This is a genomic window from Oceanirhabdus sp. W0125-5 (genome assembly GCF_027938815.1).
GTDB lineage: Bacteria > Bacillota > Clostridia > Clostridiales > Clostridiaceae > Oceanirhabdus.
Genome location: NZ_CP115913.1, coordinates 2,236,108 through 2,252,253 on the forward strand (window position 1 = coordinate 2,236,108; position 16,146 = coordinate 2,252,253).

At 29.0% G+C, this 16,146-nt stretch carries 16 protein-coding genes and 1 other annotated feature; of the genes, 9 read left to right on the forward strand and 7 right to left on the reverse strand.

Features of this window, described 5'->3' with window-relative positions:
• Positions 1 to 373 precede the first annotated feature (373 nt).
• The 3 genes from OW730_RS10400 (at position 374) to OW730_RS10410 (ending at position 4,457) form a co-directional block, all read left to right on the forward strand.
• Complete coding sequence (locus tag OW730_RS10400) at positions 374 to 2,449, forward strand: methyl-accepting chemotaxis protein (protein WP_271228952.1); 2,076 nt, start codon at positions 374 to 376, stop codon at positions 2,447 to 2,449.
• A 734-nt stretch (positions 2,450 to 3,183) separates the two neighbouring features.
• Positions 3,184 to 3,423 (forward strand): helix-turn-helix domain-containing protein, encoded by a 240-nt coding sequence (locus OW730_RS10405; RefSeq protein WP_271228953.1) that lies wholly within the window; start codon positions 3,184 to 3,186, stop codon positions 3,421 to 3,423.
• 230 nt (positions 3,424 to 3,653) lie between these two features.
• Positions 3,654 to 4,457: a hypothetical protein gene (locus OW730_RS10410; RefSeq protein ID WP_271228954.1), complete on the forward strand. Its 804-nt coding sequence runs from the start codon at positions 3,654 to 3,656 to the stop codon at positions 4,455 to 4,457.
• Positions 4,458 to 4,679: 222 nt separating this feature from the next.
• On the opposite strand, the gene OW730_RS10415 is transcribed toward OW730_RS10410, so the two are convergent.
• Positions 4,680 to 4,826, reverse strand: coding sequence for a hypothetical protein (locus OW730_RS10415; protein WP_271228955.1), 147 nt, complete (start codon positions 4,824 to 4,826; stop codon positions 4,680 to 4,682).
• 195 nt (positions 4,827 to 5,021) lie between these two features.
• Between OW730_RS10415 and OW730_RS10420 the strand changes: the two genes are divergently transcribed.
• Together OW730_RS10420 and OW730_RS10425 are read left to right on the forward strand one after the other, a co-directional pair.
• A complete protein-coding gene (locus tag OW730_RS10420; protein ID WP_271228956.1) occupies positions 5,022 to 5,759 on the forward strand; it encodes a hypothetical protein in 738 nt (245 codons plus the stop codon).
• Between the two features lie 18 nt (positions 5,760 to 5,777).
• Positions 5,778 to 6,728 carry an exonuclease domain-containing protein gene (locus OW730_RS10425; RefSeq protein ID WP_271228957.1) on the forward strand — a complete coding sequence of 317 codons (951 nt, stop codon included), beginning with the start codon at positions 5,778 to 5,780 and terminating at the stop codon, positions 6,726 to 6,728.
• Positions 6,729 to 6,780: 52 nt separating this feature from the next.
• On the opposite strand, the gene OW730_RS10430 is transcribed toward OW730_RS10425, so the two are convergent.
• On the reverse strand, positions 6,781 to 7,464 hold the full coding sequence (locus OW730_RS10430) for a hypothetical protein (protein ID WP_271228958.1): 684 nt from the start codon (positions 7,462 to 7,464) through the stop codon (positions 6,781 to 6,783).
• Between the two features lie 146 nt (positions 7,465 to 7,610).
• On the opposite strand from OW730_RS10430, the gene OW730_RS10435 reads away from it, so the two are divergent.
• A complete protein-coding gene (locus tag OW730_RS10435; protein WP_271228959.1) occupies positions 7,611 to 8,156 on the forward strand; it encodes a DUF6512 family protein in 546 nt (181 codons plus the stop codon).
• Positions 8,157 to 8,206: 50 nt separating this feature from the next.
• On the opposite strand, the gene OW730_RS10440 is transcribed toward OW730_RS10435, so the two are convergent.
• The 3 genes from OW730_RS10440 to OW730_RS10450 are packed head-to-tail and all read right to left on the reverse strand — an operon-like array spanning position 8,207 to position 10,181.
• Positions 8,207 to 8,911, reverse strand: a complete 705-nt coding sequence (locus OW730_RS10440) for a hypothetical protein (protein ID WP_271228960.1) — start codon at positions 8,909 to 8,911, stop codon at positions 8,207 to 8,209.
• Positions 8,904 to 9,800 carry an ATP-binding cassette domain-containing protein gene (locus OW730_RS10445; protein ID WP_271228961.1) on the reverse strand — a complete coding sequence of 299 codons (897 nt, stop codon included), beginning with the start codon at positions 9,798 to 9,800 and terminating at the stop codon, positions 8,904 to 8,906. Before OW730_RS10445 ends, OW730_RS10440 begins: the two co-directional genes overlap by 8 nt.
• Positions 9,801 to 9,812: 12 nt before the next feature.
• Positions 9,813 to 10,181 carry a GntR family transcriptional regulator gene (locus OW730_RS10450; protein ID WP_333781272.1) on the reverse strand — a complete coding sequence of 123 codons (369 nt, stop codon included), beginning with the start codon at positions 10,179 to 10,181 and terminating at the stop codon, positions 9,813 to 9,815.
• Between the two features lie 191 nt (positions 10,182 to 10,372).
• On the opposite strand from OW730_RS10450, the gene OW730_RS10455 reads away from it, so the two are divergent.
• The 3 genes from OW730_RS10455 to OW730_RS10465 all read left to right on the forward strand — a co-directional run bounded on the left by OW730_RS10455 (position 10,373) and on the right by OW730_RS10465 (position 12,709).
• Positions 10,373 to 10,867, forward strand: a complete 495-nt coding sequence (locus OW730_RS10455; RefSeq protein WP_271228962.1) for a TM2 domain-containing protein — start codon at positions 10,373 to 10,375, stop codon at positions 10,865 to 10,867.
• Positions 10,868 to 10,943: 76 nt separating this feature from the next.
• Positions 10,944 to 11,171 (forward strand): hypothetical protein, encoded by a 228-nt coding sequence (locus OW730_RS10460; protein ID WP_271228963.1) that lies wholly within the window; start codon positions 10,944 to 10,946, stop codon positions 11,169 to 11,171.
• A gap of 110 nt (positions 11,172 to 11,281) precedes the next feature.
• Positions 11,282 to 12,709, forward strand: coding sequence for a sodium:solute symporter family protein (locus OW730_RS10465; protein ID WP_271228964.1), 1,428 nt, complete (start codon positions 11,282 to 11,284; stop codon positions 12,707 to 12,709).
• A 433-nt stretch (positions 12,710 to 13,142) separates the two neighbouring features.
• Here the strand turns inward: OW730_RS10465 and proS are convergent, their stop codons facing one another.
• Together proS and OW730_RS10475 are read right to left on the reverse strand one after the other, a co-directional pair.
• Positions 13,143 to 14,579: a proline--tRNA ligase gene (proS, locus tag OW730_RS10470; RefSeq protein ID WP_271228965.1), complete on the reverse strand. Its 1,437-nt coding sequence runs from the start codon at positions 14,577 to 14,579 to the stop codon at positions 13,143 to 13,145.
• A 56-nt stretch (positions 14,580 to 14,635) separates the two neighbouring features.
• Positions 14,636 to 14,864, reverse strand: a binding site (T-box leader).
• A 54-nt stretch (positions 14,865 to 14,918) separates the two neighbouring features.
• Positions 14,919 to 16,022, reverse strand: coding sequence for a GerAB/ArcD/ProY family transporter (locus tag OW730_RS10475; RefSeq protein ID WP_271228966.1), 1,104 nt, complete (start codon positions 16,020 to 16,022; stop codon positions 14,919 to 14,921).
• Positions 16,023 to 16,146 lie beyond the last annotated feature (124 nt).

Below are 16,146 nucleotides of genomic sequence, written 5' to 3' on the forward strand. Positions count from 1 at the left end.
TTAATATGTTGTCTGATGTATAATGTAACTTCAAAGATTATTTCCTCGATATTGGTGAAATGTAAACAAAACTCTTTAAGAAATATTTACTTACTAAAGAATTAATTATATAATAATACTAAACTTTCATTTGAAATGAAGCAAACACATTTCATGAAGAAAATGTAAAAAACTAGATTATTCATATACATATACATATACATATACATATACATATACATATACATATACATATACATATACATATACATATACATATACATATACATATACATATACATATACATATACATATACATATGTAGTGACTTGAAATTTTTAGTACAAGCACATAAATGAAACTAGTGTAATGAACAAAAGACGGAGGATAAAGATGCTTAAAGCAAAGGATGATAAGAAAAGAATACGGATTAAAAAGACTAAGGGAAGAAAGAAAAGCAGATCTATAAAGATTAGACTTGTAATAATTCCTTTAGTTATTGTAATGCTTGCAATTATTGGGATTGGAAGCGCTACAGCTTATTTAGGAGTAACAAGTTTGTTAAATCAAATGCAACATGATAGTATGAATCAGATTGATCAAATTATTCAAAGAATGAATGATAACAATCAAACATTAAAAAATATTAATAGAATGTTAGATAATAAATTAGCGGTGTCAGGTAGAATGGTATTGAATAATCAAGAAAAGTTAAGTAATGATTATTTAAGTGAGATAGCACAGAATTTAGATGTTGATGAAATATTCTATTATAATTCAAATGGTGAAATAGTATATTCTGCTACTGGAAAATACATAGGATGGATTCCTCCAGTTGGAAATCCTGTTTATGGGTTTTGGACAGGGAGTAAGGATGAATACTTTGAAGATGTTAGACCAGATTCTAAAACAGGTAACAGTTATAAATACGGGTATGTAAGAAATGAAGATGGAAGTTTTGTTCAAGTTGGAATTATAGCAAATAAAATTCAAGCACTAAGAGATAAATTTAATTATCAAGCACTTGTAGAAAATTTAGGTGAGAATGAAGATATCGTTTATGCGCTAGTAATAAGTAAGGAGTTAAAGGCAATTGCTCATAGCAATAGAGATAGAATCGGTATAGAGTTAACTGATGAAGGAAGTAAAACGGCTGCAGTAGATGGTAAAAAGTATGCTAGTACATATACATATGAAGCAGAGAATATTGAGGTTTTTGATGTTCTTGCACCTTTAATAATTGATGGGGAACATGTAGGGGCAATTAATATTGGATTATCTATGAAACAAGTGTATGATGTTATTTGGAAAAATGTTTTAATCGTTGGTGTTTCAGAATTAATTGCTTTAGTGGTTCTAGGTGTTATTTTATTTTTATCTTCAAACTATGCTGTGAAAATACTGGTTAGATTGAATAAAATTGTAGGACTTATGGCAAGTGGTGATTTGTCTAATGAGGTTCCTAATGATTTACTTATGAAAAGAGATGAATTTGGGGAGATAAGCAGTGCTATAGAAGACATGAGAAAATCTGTTAAGGGAATGATACAGAGCGTTGCTGATAAATCTCAACAGGTTACTGCTTCATCACAAGAATTATCTGCAATTAGTGAACAATCAGCTACAGCAGCGAATGGAGTTGCTAGAACTATTGAAGAAATATCAAGGGGAGCAAATGAACAGGCTAAGGCTACTGAAAGTGGTGTAGCAGATATTGGTATATTAAGTGAACAAATAAATAAGAATCAAGAAGATATTAATAATTTAAATGTGACAGTGGACAAGGTATCTGAACTGAAGAATGAAGGGTTTGAAATATTAAATGTATTAGTAGAAAATAATAAAATTAGCAGTGCGGCTACTATACAGGTTAATGATATTATAATGGAAACTAATGATAGTGCTGAAAAGATTGAAAAGGCAAGTTTAATGATAAAAAATATTGCAGATCAAACAAATCTATTAGCATTGAATGCTGCTATTGAAGCTGCAAGAGCAGGAGAATCTGGAAAGGGATTTGCAGTAGTTGCAGATGAGGTAAGAAAGCTTGCTGAGGAGTCGAATAATTTTACAAATGAAATAACTGAGATAATTCAAGGTTTATTAAGTAAGACTCAAAGTGCTGTTTCTAGGACTCAAGAGATAAGTAATATTTCAGAGATTCAGACAGCAAATATTAAGGATACTAATACGAAGTTTGAAGGTATAGCTAATGCTATAGATACTTTAAAAGCTATTATTGATAATCTTAATGTATCTGGTGAAGAAATGAGAAGAAAGCAAGAGCAAATTATTGATGTAATGGAAAATTTATCAGCTATCTCTGAAGAAAATGCTACTGGAACTCAAGAAGCATCAGCATCAGTTGAAGAACAAACTGCTTCTATGAATGAGATTGCAGAGGCTAGTGAATTTCTTGGAGTATTAGCGGAAGAAATGCAGAGTGGGATATCAAGGTTCAAGTATTAGCTGGTAGTTCTATAGTGAAAAAACATGACAAAATATTGTCATGTTTTTTTGTTATCATATTATTTATAATGGCAAATTAATTTCCTTGATAAATTTGAACAATAATGTAGGCACCAGGGGGGCTGGTGCCTACGGGAGGATTACATTTTTGGTTTTGGGGTTATATATAATCAATTTTTAAGTTATTTGCTATTTATTATTTTAATTAGTTTATTAATTGTTTTGTTATTTATAATCTTATTATAGCATTTATTTTACGATAGTCTATAGTTTTTAAGGAGAGTTAACAAAGAGTTAACAAACATAAAATGTAGTTCATAATACTGCTTATGTATAAAATGGAAAGTAAAAGACACCAGGGGGGCTGGTGTCTATGGGGAGGGTGTTTTTTTTCTTTTTTTCATTTTTTGGGGGGTTGGGTTTTATCATCTATATAAATTTAAGATATTTACTTTAATTAAGTTTTTTTATTTTTGTTTTGTTATTTATAATTTAATTATATCACTAAAAATTAAATAGTCTAGGGTTTTAATAAGGGTTTAACGGAGTGTTAACAATTATCATAAGAAGTTAATAATACTATATTTGTGTTCATTGGTATAAGAGGAATTCGAATTTAGAATACAAAAGTAAAGGAAAAATTTGATATTTTAATATAATTATGCTATAATTACAATGTAATAGGGAAAGGTGATAAATAATATTAAGAAAGGGATTTGATATTGGTGGACTATTTGGGGCAAAAAAATAGAATTAAAGAGTATAGAAGAATGTTAGGAATAACTCAGTTGGAAATGGCTGATGGGAAAATGTCTAAATCTCATTTTCAAGCTCTAGAGAGTAATAAAAAGAGGCTTACTTTTAAAAAGGCAATAGTTTTAGCAGATATTATAAACGATCTAGCAGATAAAAAAGGGATAGATATATCTGTAAAGGCTTCAGATTTAATAGTAGATTCAAAGGATTTGGAGTAATTTATAAGTGAAAACTACATAATTGATAATATTTAATTACTACACTCATTTTTAAAACCACTATATTTAATATAGTGGTTTTAATATGTAAAGGGAAATTCTTAAAATATTTAGTATTGTTTCCGTGTGTATTATATTAAAATACTTTGCAAATATATGATATTACTCGTCAGTGTGTTATAATTTGGTATATAAGTTTAATTATGGGTAAAAGATGGAGGGGGGAGGATATGTGTAATGAAAAAAACTTAAGTTTTGGAAATAAAAAGGATGTAGAAGAACCTTATTTTAAAACAGAAATTAATTTGTTAGAAAGTTATACAAGTTATAAGGATGATTATGGAATACTGATATATATAAGTTTAATTTTAATAGGTCTAAAAATGTCTAAGCTAAGCACATATAGAAATGGAATTACTGGATTAATGATAACAGGATGGATGATTTTCTTTGTTGCTATAATATGGATTATATATAATATTAGTTTTAAAACTAGTAATGAAATAATATATAAATATGGTGGGAGTGAAATGAAGGTAAAATATGGTATACTAATAATTATTTTATCAATAATTTTACTAAGTACATGTGAAATAGTACTTTTGCAATTTATGGGGATTATATTAATTTTATTAGGTGCATACTGTATTTATGAATATATAAGAAATAAAAATGATGGGCAAGAAAAAGATATTAATTCAAGTGGTGATCTGGTAATAAGTAAGTATGGATTAAAAATCCCAAGATATGGAAATATTAAATGGGATGAAGTTAGAATGATTTTTGAGTTTATGATAGACGAAGAATTATATGTAGGAATTATAGTGGACAATGAAAAAAAATATAGGCTAGTTGATAAAACTAAGCATACATATCTCATGAAGAAATTAAAATTCTTAAGAGTAATATATGAGTCAGAGATATATGAAAGAATAATACCTAAAAATAGAATTATAACATTAAGTATATCTCAATTGAGTAATAAATTTCATAAGTGTATAGAGATAATGGAATATCATTATAAAAGGGGATAATGGAATAGAAATTCTTTCTTAAATGTAATTTTTTTTATTAAAATTACATTTAGGTAAGAAATATTTACAATATTGTACTTAGATGTTTATAATTGTAATATAGATAAAAATAATGGAGAAGATGAAACGTATAGTTAAGGGGAAAATGTGTACGGATTTTTAATAAAAAGTGCTGTGATTTTAATCACAGTGCTTTTTATTTGCTTTTAATTAATTATTATATTAAGAATTTTCTTTAACAGTTAGAAAAATATATAATATCATTAATAATACCATAAAGAAAAACATAATCATAATGAATTTTGAAATAGTAACTGATGATATTAAATATTCATAATGAGAAAATGAAATGTTTTCTTTAAGATTCATAATATATCTCCTTAGTAAATAGTTCTTTAATTTAAGTGTAGGTGATATATTATGAAAAAGCCACTTACATTATTGCAATATACTTACATATATGAAATGAATATTATTTCTAACAATTTTAAGATTATATTTTAAAAAAGAAGTTTTTTGATATAATAAAGAGTGTTATTGTTAGATTTTATAGGAGGATGAGTAATGATACCGTTTAAACAAAGTTATTATCAGAATAAGATAGATGAATTTAGAAAAAAATGCAGCAACGATAGAGATTGTACTTTAGGTGAATTAAAACTTATATGGGAATTAAGGATAGATAAGAGACTTCCAGGATATATGCATGCTTATAAAGGGGATATGTATTATTCACCACATCTATATAGAGGAGATCAATTAGTAATGGCTGTTGATGGGGAAGAAGTAGGTGGAATATTTGAAATTGTAAAGAAGGCTCATGGAAAGGTTGGTATAGTTGGACTTGGACTAGGATATTCAGTTCAAGAAATGATTAATAAGGAGTCAGTAACTGAAATAATAGTTTATGAGATTAATAAGGATGTAATAGAATTATATAATAAGAACTTTGAGAAAAATGATAAGGTAAAAATAATTGAAGGTGATGCTTTTGAAGCTAAAGGGGAAAAGTTCGATTATTTCTTTGTTGATATATATGATAGAAGAATCAGTAAGCAGATTGTAGATGATTTTCACTTATTTAAAGAAAAGCATGACATAAAGGACTATGTATTCTTTGGAGTAGAAAAGTTTATTTTATCATTGTTTCCAACTAAATATGAAAGTGAAAACATACCGAAATTGTGGAAGAATATGGCTGAGATTACAGGAGAAAGGTTTAGAAATTCCAAGTATGTTGAGAATTTTGCAGGGTATAGTTTAAAGAAAACAAATGAGTTATTTGAGGCTTTTGAATTTTAAAAAATAACAATATGAGGAGTGAAAAGAAGATTGGATTTTGTTGCTATTGACTTTGAGACAGCTAATGAGAAGAGAAATTCTGCATGTGCACTAGGTATTACAGTTGTTGAAAGTGGAGAAGTAGTAGAGGAGAAGTACTGGTTAATTAAACCGTATGAGAATAGATTTGCCCCTATGAATATATGGATTCATGGGATTACACAAGAAGATGTAGAGGATTCACCAACTTTTGATGAAATATGGAATGAGATAAAACCGTACATCGAAGGTAAATTTGTTATTGCTCATAATGCAGCATTTGATATAAGTGTTTTGAGAAGAACTTTGGATACATATAATATTCAATATCCTTCCTTTCAGTATGCTTGCACAGTAGTTATGAGTAAGAATTATTATGATGGGGTTGCGAATTATAAATTAAATACATTAGCTAATGCTCTTGGAATAGAGTTCAAACATCATCACGCTAGTGAAGATGCAACTGCTGCTGCAAGGATATTTATTGAGATATGTAAAGGACTTGAGATAGATAGCTGTGATGATATTGAGAATAAACTTTTTATAAGAGTGGGTAAGGTATTTGAAGGTGGATATAATTCTTGTGGCAAGTCGAAAAGTGTTATTAAAGGATTTGAGTTAAGAAGAAAGTTTATTGAGCCCTCTGAGAGAAAGAGAGTTATTATTGATTCTTTAAAAGACAAGACTGTTGTATTCACTGGACCATTAGGTTCTATGTCAAGAATAGAAGCCATGGCTTCAGTGAGATCAGCAAGTGGTACTGCAGGTAGCAGTGTAACTAGGAAGACGGACTATTTAGTTACTGGTATAAAGGGGAGAGATAAATTAAGCAATAGCAATAAGAGTACTAAATATAGAAAAGCTGAGAGCTTGATTGATAAAGGATATAACATTAAAATAATTTCAGATGAAGAATACTTTCAAATTATATATGGAGAGAAAAGCTCTTAAAAGAGCAGTTGACAATTGACAGTGGACAACAACTGTCAGCTGTCAACTTTTTTTAATAGCTCACAGAATCATTTCTGGAATCTTTGGATAGCTCAGTGGTTGGGCTAGTGTCTATTGGTGAAAACTCTCCTGATATAATAGAATTAAGGATATTTTCAACATCTCTAACATTTGGAATACCATAAAAACCGATGTCTCTATATGTTGTTCTTCTTCGATGAGTATCTGAGTCATAAGATTCACTTAACTCTTTAGCGAAGATAAGAGTACCACTTCCATCTAACTTTTCAAGCTTGTTTAAGATTTTTACTTTATCAATATCATAGGAGTGAACATTTTTATATTTCTTTGCATGTATAATAAGACATCTTTTATTACTAATTCCATAAAATGTTCTCTTGGCTTTTTTTGATATCCATAAGGGTGCTAGCATTACCAAAACTCCTATTATTACAAAGAAAAGTGTTACTAATGGGAAGATTAAATCCCCAATGGAGAAATTGAAAAATTTAAATCCATATTTAAGTGCAATCTTTAGTCTTTGAATTCCTCCAAAATTCAAAAACATTAGTGATTGAGAAAACATAAATAATGCTACAGATGTAAATATCACACCAAAAATTGTGATAGGTAGTCCACTTTTAGCCATTTCAGATGGATTAGGCATTCCATGCCATAATAATTCTTCATCATGTCTCAATTCAGATTTAATTATATCTTCTGGGAAAAAACTCATTAAATCCCTCCTTTTACTAGCTTACAATTAATATTATAACATTCTATAGGGGAAGTGAATAGGAAATAGTTTATATGAAATATGAATATATTAAGTAGTAATAAATAAAATAATAGTATGGTAAATATTAATGAAAGGAAAATAAAATGAAGATAAATAAGCATTTAAAGTGGGAGATTAGTGGAATTATAGTTATATTTATAATTGGAAGTCTGTGGCACAATATATATGAAATACTAGGGGAAAATACTCTTATTGGAATGATTGCACCTGTTAATGAGAGCAAGTGGGAACATTGGAAACTGGGTCTTGCCCCTGTATTAATATATGGAGCAATTCAATATCCATTTATAAAGGATGAGATAAAAAACTATCTTTTCAGTAGAATGGTAGGGGTTATAGTACTTGTTATAGTATGTTTCGGATTAATAGAGATAATGCACATAATCTTGCCTGATGCTTCATTTAAAGTGCAAATGATTATACATTTAGCAGCGTATTTTTTAGGGATAGCAGCAGGTCAAATTGCAGCTTATTATGTTAGTAGTAGAGTTAATGAGAATAAAACACTTTGGTATGTTGGAGTAATTTTGATATTTATAAATTTAATTGTATTTATATTATTTACTTTTAATCCACCTAAATATGAATATTTTAAAGATAGCGGTACAGGACAGTATGGTATTGAATAATAAAATAAGGAGGGAGATTAATCTATATTTGATTAATCTCCCTCCTTATTTTATAAGCGGTTTACTTCGAAACCAACCATTTCAAAACCTCTCTTAGAATAATTTTTTAAGAATATAAATCTAAAAATCAAATTCAAAGTAAGGAGGATGATAAGTAAAAAATAAAAGTACTGATTATATTCAGATATTAAAATATTATTTAGTACATTGGTTTTAGAAATAACAAGGTTAACTCCTATAGATAAAAGAACACCTATTATTAGAGTTATGCTTTGTGAAATTATAGAGCCCATTTTACTTGAATTAGAAGTAAAAATAGTGGAGATAGACATTGAAGCTAAAAATAATGAACTATAAAATGATATTAAAGTAAAAAGTAAAACAAAGAGCATGAGAATATTTATAAGTGATAACTTTATATAGAATGGTATAAATACCGTTAAAAAAATAGGAAGTATTAGGCCTACTAAAAAATTATAAATTATAAAATGACGTCCAAAAACAATTTTATCTACACTAAGATTCATTGCTATAATACTCGAATTAGACAAGCTAATCATGGAATAAACTCCTGAATAAACTATAACAAGTGTTGGGAGTGAGATTGATAAAGACTTTAATAAATTATCTACTTTAGATGTAGTCGTTGTAGTAATTATAAAATTTAATAGAACTATAAATAAAGCTAGATAAAGCGCAAACTTATCCATTCTAAAGATAGATGAAATAACATTTGATTTATATTTTCTAAACATGGGTGTCCTCCTTAAATTTTCTAATATCAATATTCTCTTTATGAATATATATAAACCAATCCTGTAGAGGTAAAGGAGATATTTTTGCACCCAAAGAAGTGATCAGGTCTAAATCTCCATTTGCTATTATATCAAATACTGCAAATTCCCCTTGAGAACCTAAAGTCTTAATATTTAATATATTTTTTTGATTAATAATGGGATGTATGGATTTAGAATGTCCTGTTATTATATATCCATTATCTTCATAATCATCCATTGAGATATGGTAAGCTATTTTATTTTCCTTAATTAATATAATTGAATCAAATAAATTGCTCACTTCATCAATAAAATGTGTTGAGAAAATAATTGTTTTATCTTGAATTAAATCTTCATTTCTAAGAAGTTCATAAAAGCTATGTCTATTAACTGCATCTAAATTTACGTGAACCTCATCAAAAAGCAATACTGGAGAGTTGCAACTGAAGGCAATTACAATATTTAAGGCATTTTGTAATCCACAAGATAGTTTCTTTATTGATTTATTTCTTGGAATATCAAAAAGCTTAATTAATCTATTGCATAAATTCCAATCCCAGTTATTATAAAGATCACAAGAAATTTTTAAGAGTGTATCTACCTTAAAATTGTGCATTATAGGATTCAGTGACGAACAGTAGAATACACCTGATGTAGTAGAATCATAAGATGTTAGATTTTGTGATATATTTCCTGAGGTTGGGTTTATATGATTTGATAATAATTTTAATAATGTAGTTTTACCAGCTCCATTTCTTCCTAAAAGACCATAAATCTTATTTTTACAAAAATTTAAATTAATATTTTTTAATACCTGCTGAGAACCAAAGGATTTAGTTATATTTTCTAATTTTATTATTGGATTCATAGTATACCTCCATTAAATTATTTTGTAGGCTTTAATTAATTCAATTAGTTCATCTTTAGTTATTCCTAGTTTTGATGCTTCAATTAGAAAGTTATTCACATGATTTTTTAAAAAAATTGCTTTCCTCTTCTTCATTATTACATCATGAGCTTCAGGAGAAATAAACATTCCAAGTCCCCGTTTTTTATAAATGATACCCTCTTGGGTCAATATATTAAGTCCTTTTCGGGCAGTAGCAGGATTAATGCTGAAAAATTTAGCCATCTCATTAGTAGAGTATACTCTTTCATTTTCTTTTAGATTTCCTTCAAGTACTTCATTTTCAATCATTTCTGCTATTTGTATATAAATTGGTGTGGTAGAGGAATCATTAATTTTCACATTGTAACCTCCTTTGTTAATTGGTTAGTTAGTAAAGTAACTAACTAATTAATGTAAGTTTATCATATATTAATTCAAAAGTAAACATAAAATGGTAATTATATAATAATTTTCATTAAAAGTAAGTAATATTTACCAAACGCCAGAAAAGTAGTATAATAAAAATGTAATAAATGCAAGGAGATGGAAAGATGAAGAGTTTGCCTGGAGGGGAGAGGAATAGCTTGAGATGCTACATACATAATAACAGAGATGCTGTTGGAACATGTGTGGGATGTGGTAATTTCATATGTACTGACTGCAGAGTAACTATAAACGGTAAAAACTACTGTGAAATATGTGTTCAAGAGTTGGTTAATTCAAAGGATAAAAGGATAGAAAACCTAAGTAATAATAATTCTAATGGAACAACAGTTTATATGAATAATAGTTCAAGTAATCTTGGATATTATGGAGAGAGATTAGTTCCTGTTAAAAGTAAAGCAGCTGCAGGAGTTTTGGCAATATTTTTTGGTGCTGTTGGAGTACATAAATTTTATTTAGGTAAGCCACTTCAAGGAACTTTAAGTCTATTATTCTGTTGGACGGGGATACCCGCAGTTTTAGGAGTAGTTGAAGGGATATCCTATATAGCTAGTAGTGATGAAAAATTTGCTCATAAGTATGGGGGAAGATATTTAAGATAACAATTAAAATTTATAAGAAATAAAAAGTATATATATGTTAAAATATATATACTTTTTATTTTATAGGAGGAGTACATTGAATAAAATTAAGTTACATACTATTTCAAATATGTTGTTTATTAGTGCTGTTTTTATGGGGATTTTTTCTTTAGGAAAAACTTTTTATGAGAGAAGTAGATTACCAGAAGGGGTATGCCCTATAGATAATAACAGAAGTATGATGATTATTGGGGCGATTCTGCTATTGTTATATATAGTGGTAAGCACAGTAGAAGATTATATTAATAAAAAAGATAAAATATAAACTAAATTAAATATCTAGAAAACTATTTTGTTGAATAGTTTTCTTTTTTTCATAAAAACGCATATTTCAAATTTAATGTAACTATATTTTAAATAAAGGGGGGAATCATAATGAATTTTATCGTTATTTCAATTGTTGTACTTTATTTAGGTATGATGCTATTTATAGGATGGTATTCATCAAAGAAAATCAAAACAAATGAAGATTTTATGGTAGCTGGAAGAAGACTAGGGCCCATAATGATGGCTGGAACACTAGCAGCTACAGAAGTAGGGGGAGGAAGTTCTTTAGGAGTTGTTGAAAAGGCATATGGAGAGTGGGGAATGAGTGCAGTATGGTATGTACTCACAATGGCAATTACCTTTATTATTCTTGCTTTCATAGCTCCTAAATTAAGACGAGCTATGGTTAAGACAGTACCAGAATATTTTAGAAAGAGATATGGAGAGGCCCCAGCTGCCATTACTGCAATAGTTATGATACTACCACTTATTGGACTTACAGCTATTCAGTTCATTGCATCTGCTGTAGTACTTTCAGTTATGACAGGAATGAGCTATAAGCTTGCTGTTATAATAGTAACTGTTATAGTAACAACCTATTCAGTATTGGGTGGGCTTTGGAGTATTACAATAACTGATTTTATACAGATGATATTAATAATAGTTGGAATGATATTAGTTGTACCTTTTGCATTAGATAAAGTAGGAGGATGGGATGTAGTTAAATCCACTATTGAACCAGCTAAGTTAACAATGTCTGGTGGTATTGGAGTAGGAAAGATAATTGCTTTAGTTGTAATGTATGTTGCATCATTCGCAGTTGGGCAAGAAGCTGTTCAGCGATATTATGCAGCAAAGGATGAGAGGTCAGCTGTGAAAGGTTCTTTAATAGCAGCAGGAGTATACATTTTATTTGCATTTATTCCAGCAATAATTGGACTTGCAACAAAAGCTATGGTTTCAAAAGGAATTATTGACGGAACTGCGATTTTAACAAATGGTGCTAGGTATGCATTACCAACATTAGCTATGCAGATAATGCCACCAATATTAGTTGGATTATTATTTGCAGGACTTATATCTGCAACAATGTCTAGTGCAGATTCAGATCTTTTAGGAGCAGGCTCAATATTTTCTAATGATATATATAAAGTTTATATAAATAAAGAAGCTGATGATAAAAAGGTGTTAAGAGTTACTCAAGGAACAATGATTGTAATAGGTATACTATCTATGATAGTTGCGTTAACTAATACTAAGAGTATCATTACTGTCTTGATGTTCTCATTCACATTAAGAGCAGGAGGAGCATTCATACCATATGTTGTTGGACATTACTGGAGAAGAGCTAACTGGAGTGGAGCATTACTATCTGTTATTTTTGGTAGTTTAGTTGTGGTACTTGTTGAAAAGAATGTTATTAATTTCTTTGGCTTAGATCCAATTTTCCCAGGGCTGTTGGTAAGCTTAATAGTATTTGTAGGATGCGGGTTTATATTTAAGCATGGGAAGAATGAACAACAAACCGTAGAATAATGTATAATTGAGAATGTAGAATGGAGAATGAATGACATTTCTCTTCGAGAAATTTTAATCTTAATGTTCATTGGACAATAAGGGGTTACTCCTTTCATTAGAATGAAACATTGTATCTACTTTCTCACATTTAATGTTTTAATTCTTCAGCTTTTATCAAGTGTTTCTTAGAGTTTTTTATAATAATTAAAGGTTGTATTTAAGAACAAAAAAGTTGGTGATAAATTTTATTTTTCACCAACTTTTTATTTGAATCTAATAGATTGAATCATAATGGAATAGTAAAGAAAATAGTTACATTATAAATACAATATTTTATCTAAAGATAAAATGAGTAAAAAACTATTGTCCTAAAGAATAATATAATGTAGTTTCTGTGGAACAGAAACATCCATCATTCTCCATTCTCAATTATCCATTCTCCATTGTTTTTTTAGTATGCTTTTGCCCATATAACTAACTTATCAGCAGGTTTTCCACAACATACGCATGTATCACTTATAGATTCTCCTTGAAAAGGAATACATCTGGAAGTGGCGCCTGTTTCTTCTTTGATTTTATCTTCACAAGCTCGATCTCCACACCACATTCCTTTTATGAAACCAGGAGTTTCTTCTAGGATTGATTTTAATTCATTTATATTTTGGGCTTCATAAGTGTGTTCATCTCTATGAACTCGTGCTTTTTCTAAAAGTTCTTTTTGAATAATATCTAATGCTTCAGCTACCTTTTCATTTACCTCATCAAGAGAAATGAATATTTTGTCTCTAGTATCTCTACGAACTAGAACAGCTTGATTTTTCTCAATATCTTTAGGTCCTATTTCTAGTCTTAACGGTATTCCTTGCATTTCACACTCACTAAACTTCCATCCTGGACTCTTATCGCTATCATCTAGATCAACACGTACATTTTGAGATAATTGTCTTTTTAAATCATCAGCTTTTTCTAAAACACCTTCCTTATGTTGAGCAATAGGTATTATTCTAATTTGTGTAGGAGCAATCTTTGGTGGTAAAACAAGACCACTATCATCTCCATGAACCATAATAAGTGCTCCTATAAGTCTTGTTGTAACTCCCCAAGAAGTTTGATGTACATATGATAGATTATTTTGTTTATCAGTATATTGTATACCGAAAGCCTTAGCAAATCCGTCTCCAAAATTATGAGAAGTTCCAGATTGAAGTGCTTTTCCATCGTGCATTAAGCTTTCGATAGTGTATGTTCTAAGTGCTCCTGCAAATTTTTCCTTATCGGTTTTTTGTCCTTTAATCATAGGAATTGCTAATATGTTTTCGCAGAAGTCAGAGTATATATCAAGTATCTTAAGAGTCTCTTCTTGTGCTTCTTCAGCAGTTGCATGTGCTGTATGACCTTCCTGCCATAAAAATTCTAATGTTCTTAAGAATGGACGAGTAGTCTTTTCCCAACGAACTACAGAACACCACTGATTATAAAGACGTGGAAGATCTCTATAGGATTGTATATCATTTGCGTAATGTTCACAGAATAGAGTTTCAGATGTTGGTCTTACACATAACCTTTCAGTTAATTTTTCTTGCCCTCCATGGGTTACCCATGCAACCTCAGGAGCAAAACCTTCTACATGATCCTTTTCTTTTTCAAGCAAACTCTCTGGTATAAACATAGGCATATATACATTTTTATGACCTGTTTCTTTTAGTTTTGTATCCAGTTGGCTTTGTAATAATTCCCATATTGCATATCCGTAGGGTTTGATTATCATACAGCCCCTTACACTTGAATAGTCAATTAAATCAGCTTTTTTTACTACATCTGTATACCATTTTGCGAAATCCACATCCATGGATGTTATTTCTTGAACTAGTTTTTTGTTTTTACTCATTTCCATTCTCCTTTCTTTATGGTATTAATTTATTCAATAAAAAAAACTCCATCCCTAAAAGGGACCGAGAATAAATTTCGGCGTTACCACCCTAGTTAATATATTTAAATAATCTTAGTATTAGATTTAAATATATCCTCTTTCAACTCGTATCGAGAGCAACACGCTGTGCTTCATCACACAGTACTTAGAGGTAGGTTCCATATAGATTTTTTAAAGACTCTCACCAGTTGTCTTCTCTCTGTAAAAAAAAATTATATGTACTATTCTCATCAACGTATTTAAAATATTTTATTATTGATATGATATATAAAAATGATATTAATGTCAACTATAAATTTATGTTACATTTGAATTAGTAATTAATCTTTTATGTTTTATTTCAGCAAAAATCCATATAATAACAGGTGCAACCATTTGAAAGGGGAGGGCATAATAAACTGTCCATAATTCTAATATCCAATAAAAATAATCCATAATACCATAATAAGTATAATTAGAAAGACTAATCATAAGTAAAGCTACCGGAATTACTATAAAACGATAATCTCTACAATCAAATAATTTAGAAATTCCTTTACAGGTGGCTAGTAAATATATACTTCCTTTAACAAAAGCTCCAATTACGAATCCAGCAGATATTATTATTTCAACCCTTTGTATCAATTCTCCAATATCTACTCTAAGAGCACTTGCGTGAGAAGGATAATATACTCTAGAAGCTGCATCTATACCTAAAACCATAATATTCATTAAAGATATAAGAAGTATTAAAAAACCTCCGATTAACATACTTTTATAATAAATATTAAAAGGGGATTTTTTTGTTTCAAAATTAGAAAAAGCAACTGTGAATACAATTATTTGCGTAAAAGGAAAAGCATATGTACCAAAAGCACCTTTTAAAACTGGGTTCATACCATTATTTAAAATTGGAAGAATATTATTTATTTTAATTTGAGGAACTAAAAATAGTGCTGTAGATATTATAAAAGTGACCAATACAATTACAAATAAAGAGGACCATCTACCAAGTACTTCTATTCCTTCTTTTACACTCCATGCACATAATAAAAGAATACATGTTAATGGAACTATAGGAGGTGTATTAAATAAAGAAACTGTAGTGATAAAGACATTTAAATTTAATATAACTGATACACCTGTATGAAAAATAAACCATACATATAAAACCGTAATTATCTTTCCTGTAAATTTACCGAAACAAAGTTCACAGATATCAAATAGGGTTTTTCCGGGAAAGAGAGAATGTAAACGTACATACATCATAGCTAAAGGAAAAGCAGCAATTAATGATAAAATAATTGCTATCCACATATCCTGTTTAGCTTTTATGCCTGAAGCATAAATAATAGATGTTCCAATTATAAATAAAACCATAAGGGAGATTCCTTGTCTATCAGAAATAACTTCTTTCTTCATTAATTATTGCTCCAATCATACTGTTTAGTAGTGATTAATAATTTTTTTAGGTTTATTATTATAAATGTAGTTTAACCTAATAATTAAATTTAATAAGTGATTCTATTTATAAGGTAAGAAAAAA

Bases quoted from the DNA above. Each gene is read 5' to 3' on its own strand.
- OW730_RS10400 (WP_271228952.1), top strand. From the start codon at position 374: ATGCTTAAAGCAAAGGATGATAAGAAAAGAATACGGATTAAAAAGACT.
- OW730_RS10410 (WP_271228954.1), top strand. From the start codon at position 3,654: ATGTGTAATGAAAAAAACTTAAGTTTTGGAAATAAAAAGGATGTAGAA.
- OW730_RS10415 (WP_271228955.1), bottom strand. From the start codon at position 4,826: ATGAATCTTAAAGAAAACATTTCATTTTCTCATTATGAATATTTAATA.
- OW730_RS10420 (WP_271228956.1), top strand. From the start codon at position 5,022: ATGATACCGTTTAAACAAAGTTATTATCAGAATAAGATAGATGAATTT.
- OW730_RS10430 (WP_271228958.1), bottom strand. From the start codon at position 7,464: ATGAGTTTTTTCCCAGAAGATATAATTAAATCTGAATTGAGACATGAT.
- OW730_RS10435 (WP_271228959.1), top strand. From the start codon at position 7,611: ATGAAGATAAATAAGCATTTAAAGTGGGAGATTAGTGGAATTATAGTT.
- OW730_RS10440 (WP_271228960.1), bottom strand. From the start codon at position 8,911: ATGTTTAGAAAATATAAATCAAATGTTATTTCATCTATCTTTAGAATG.
- OW730_RS10445 (WP_271228961.1), bottom strand. From the start codon at position 9,800: ATGAATCCAATAATAAAATTAGAAAATATAACTAAATCCTTTGGTTCT.
- OW730_RS10455 (WP_271228962.1), top strand. From the start codon at position 10,373: ATGAAGAGTTTGCCTGGAGGGGAGAGGAATAGCTTGAGATGCTACATA.
- OW730_RS10465 (WP_271228964.1), top strand. From the start codon at position 11,282: ATGAATTTTATCGTTATTTCAATTGTTGTACTTTATTTAGGTATGATG.
- proS (WP_271228965.1), bottom strand. From the start codon at position 14,579: ATGAGTAAAAACAAAAAACTAGTTCAAGAAATAACATCCATGGATGTG.
- OW730_RS10475 (WP_271228966.1), bottom strand. From the start codon at position 16,022: ATGAAGAAAGAAGTTATTTCTGATAGACAAGGAATCTCCCTTATGGTT.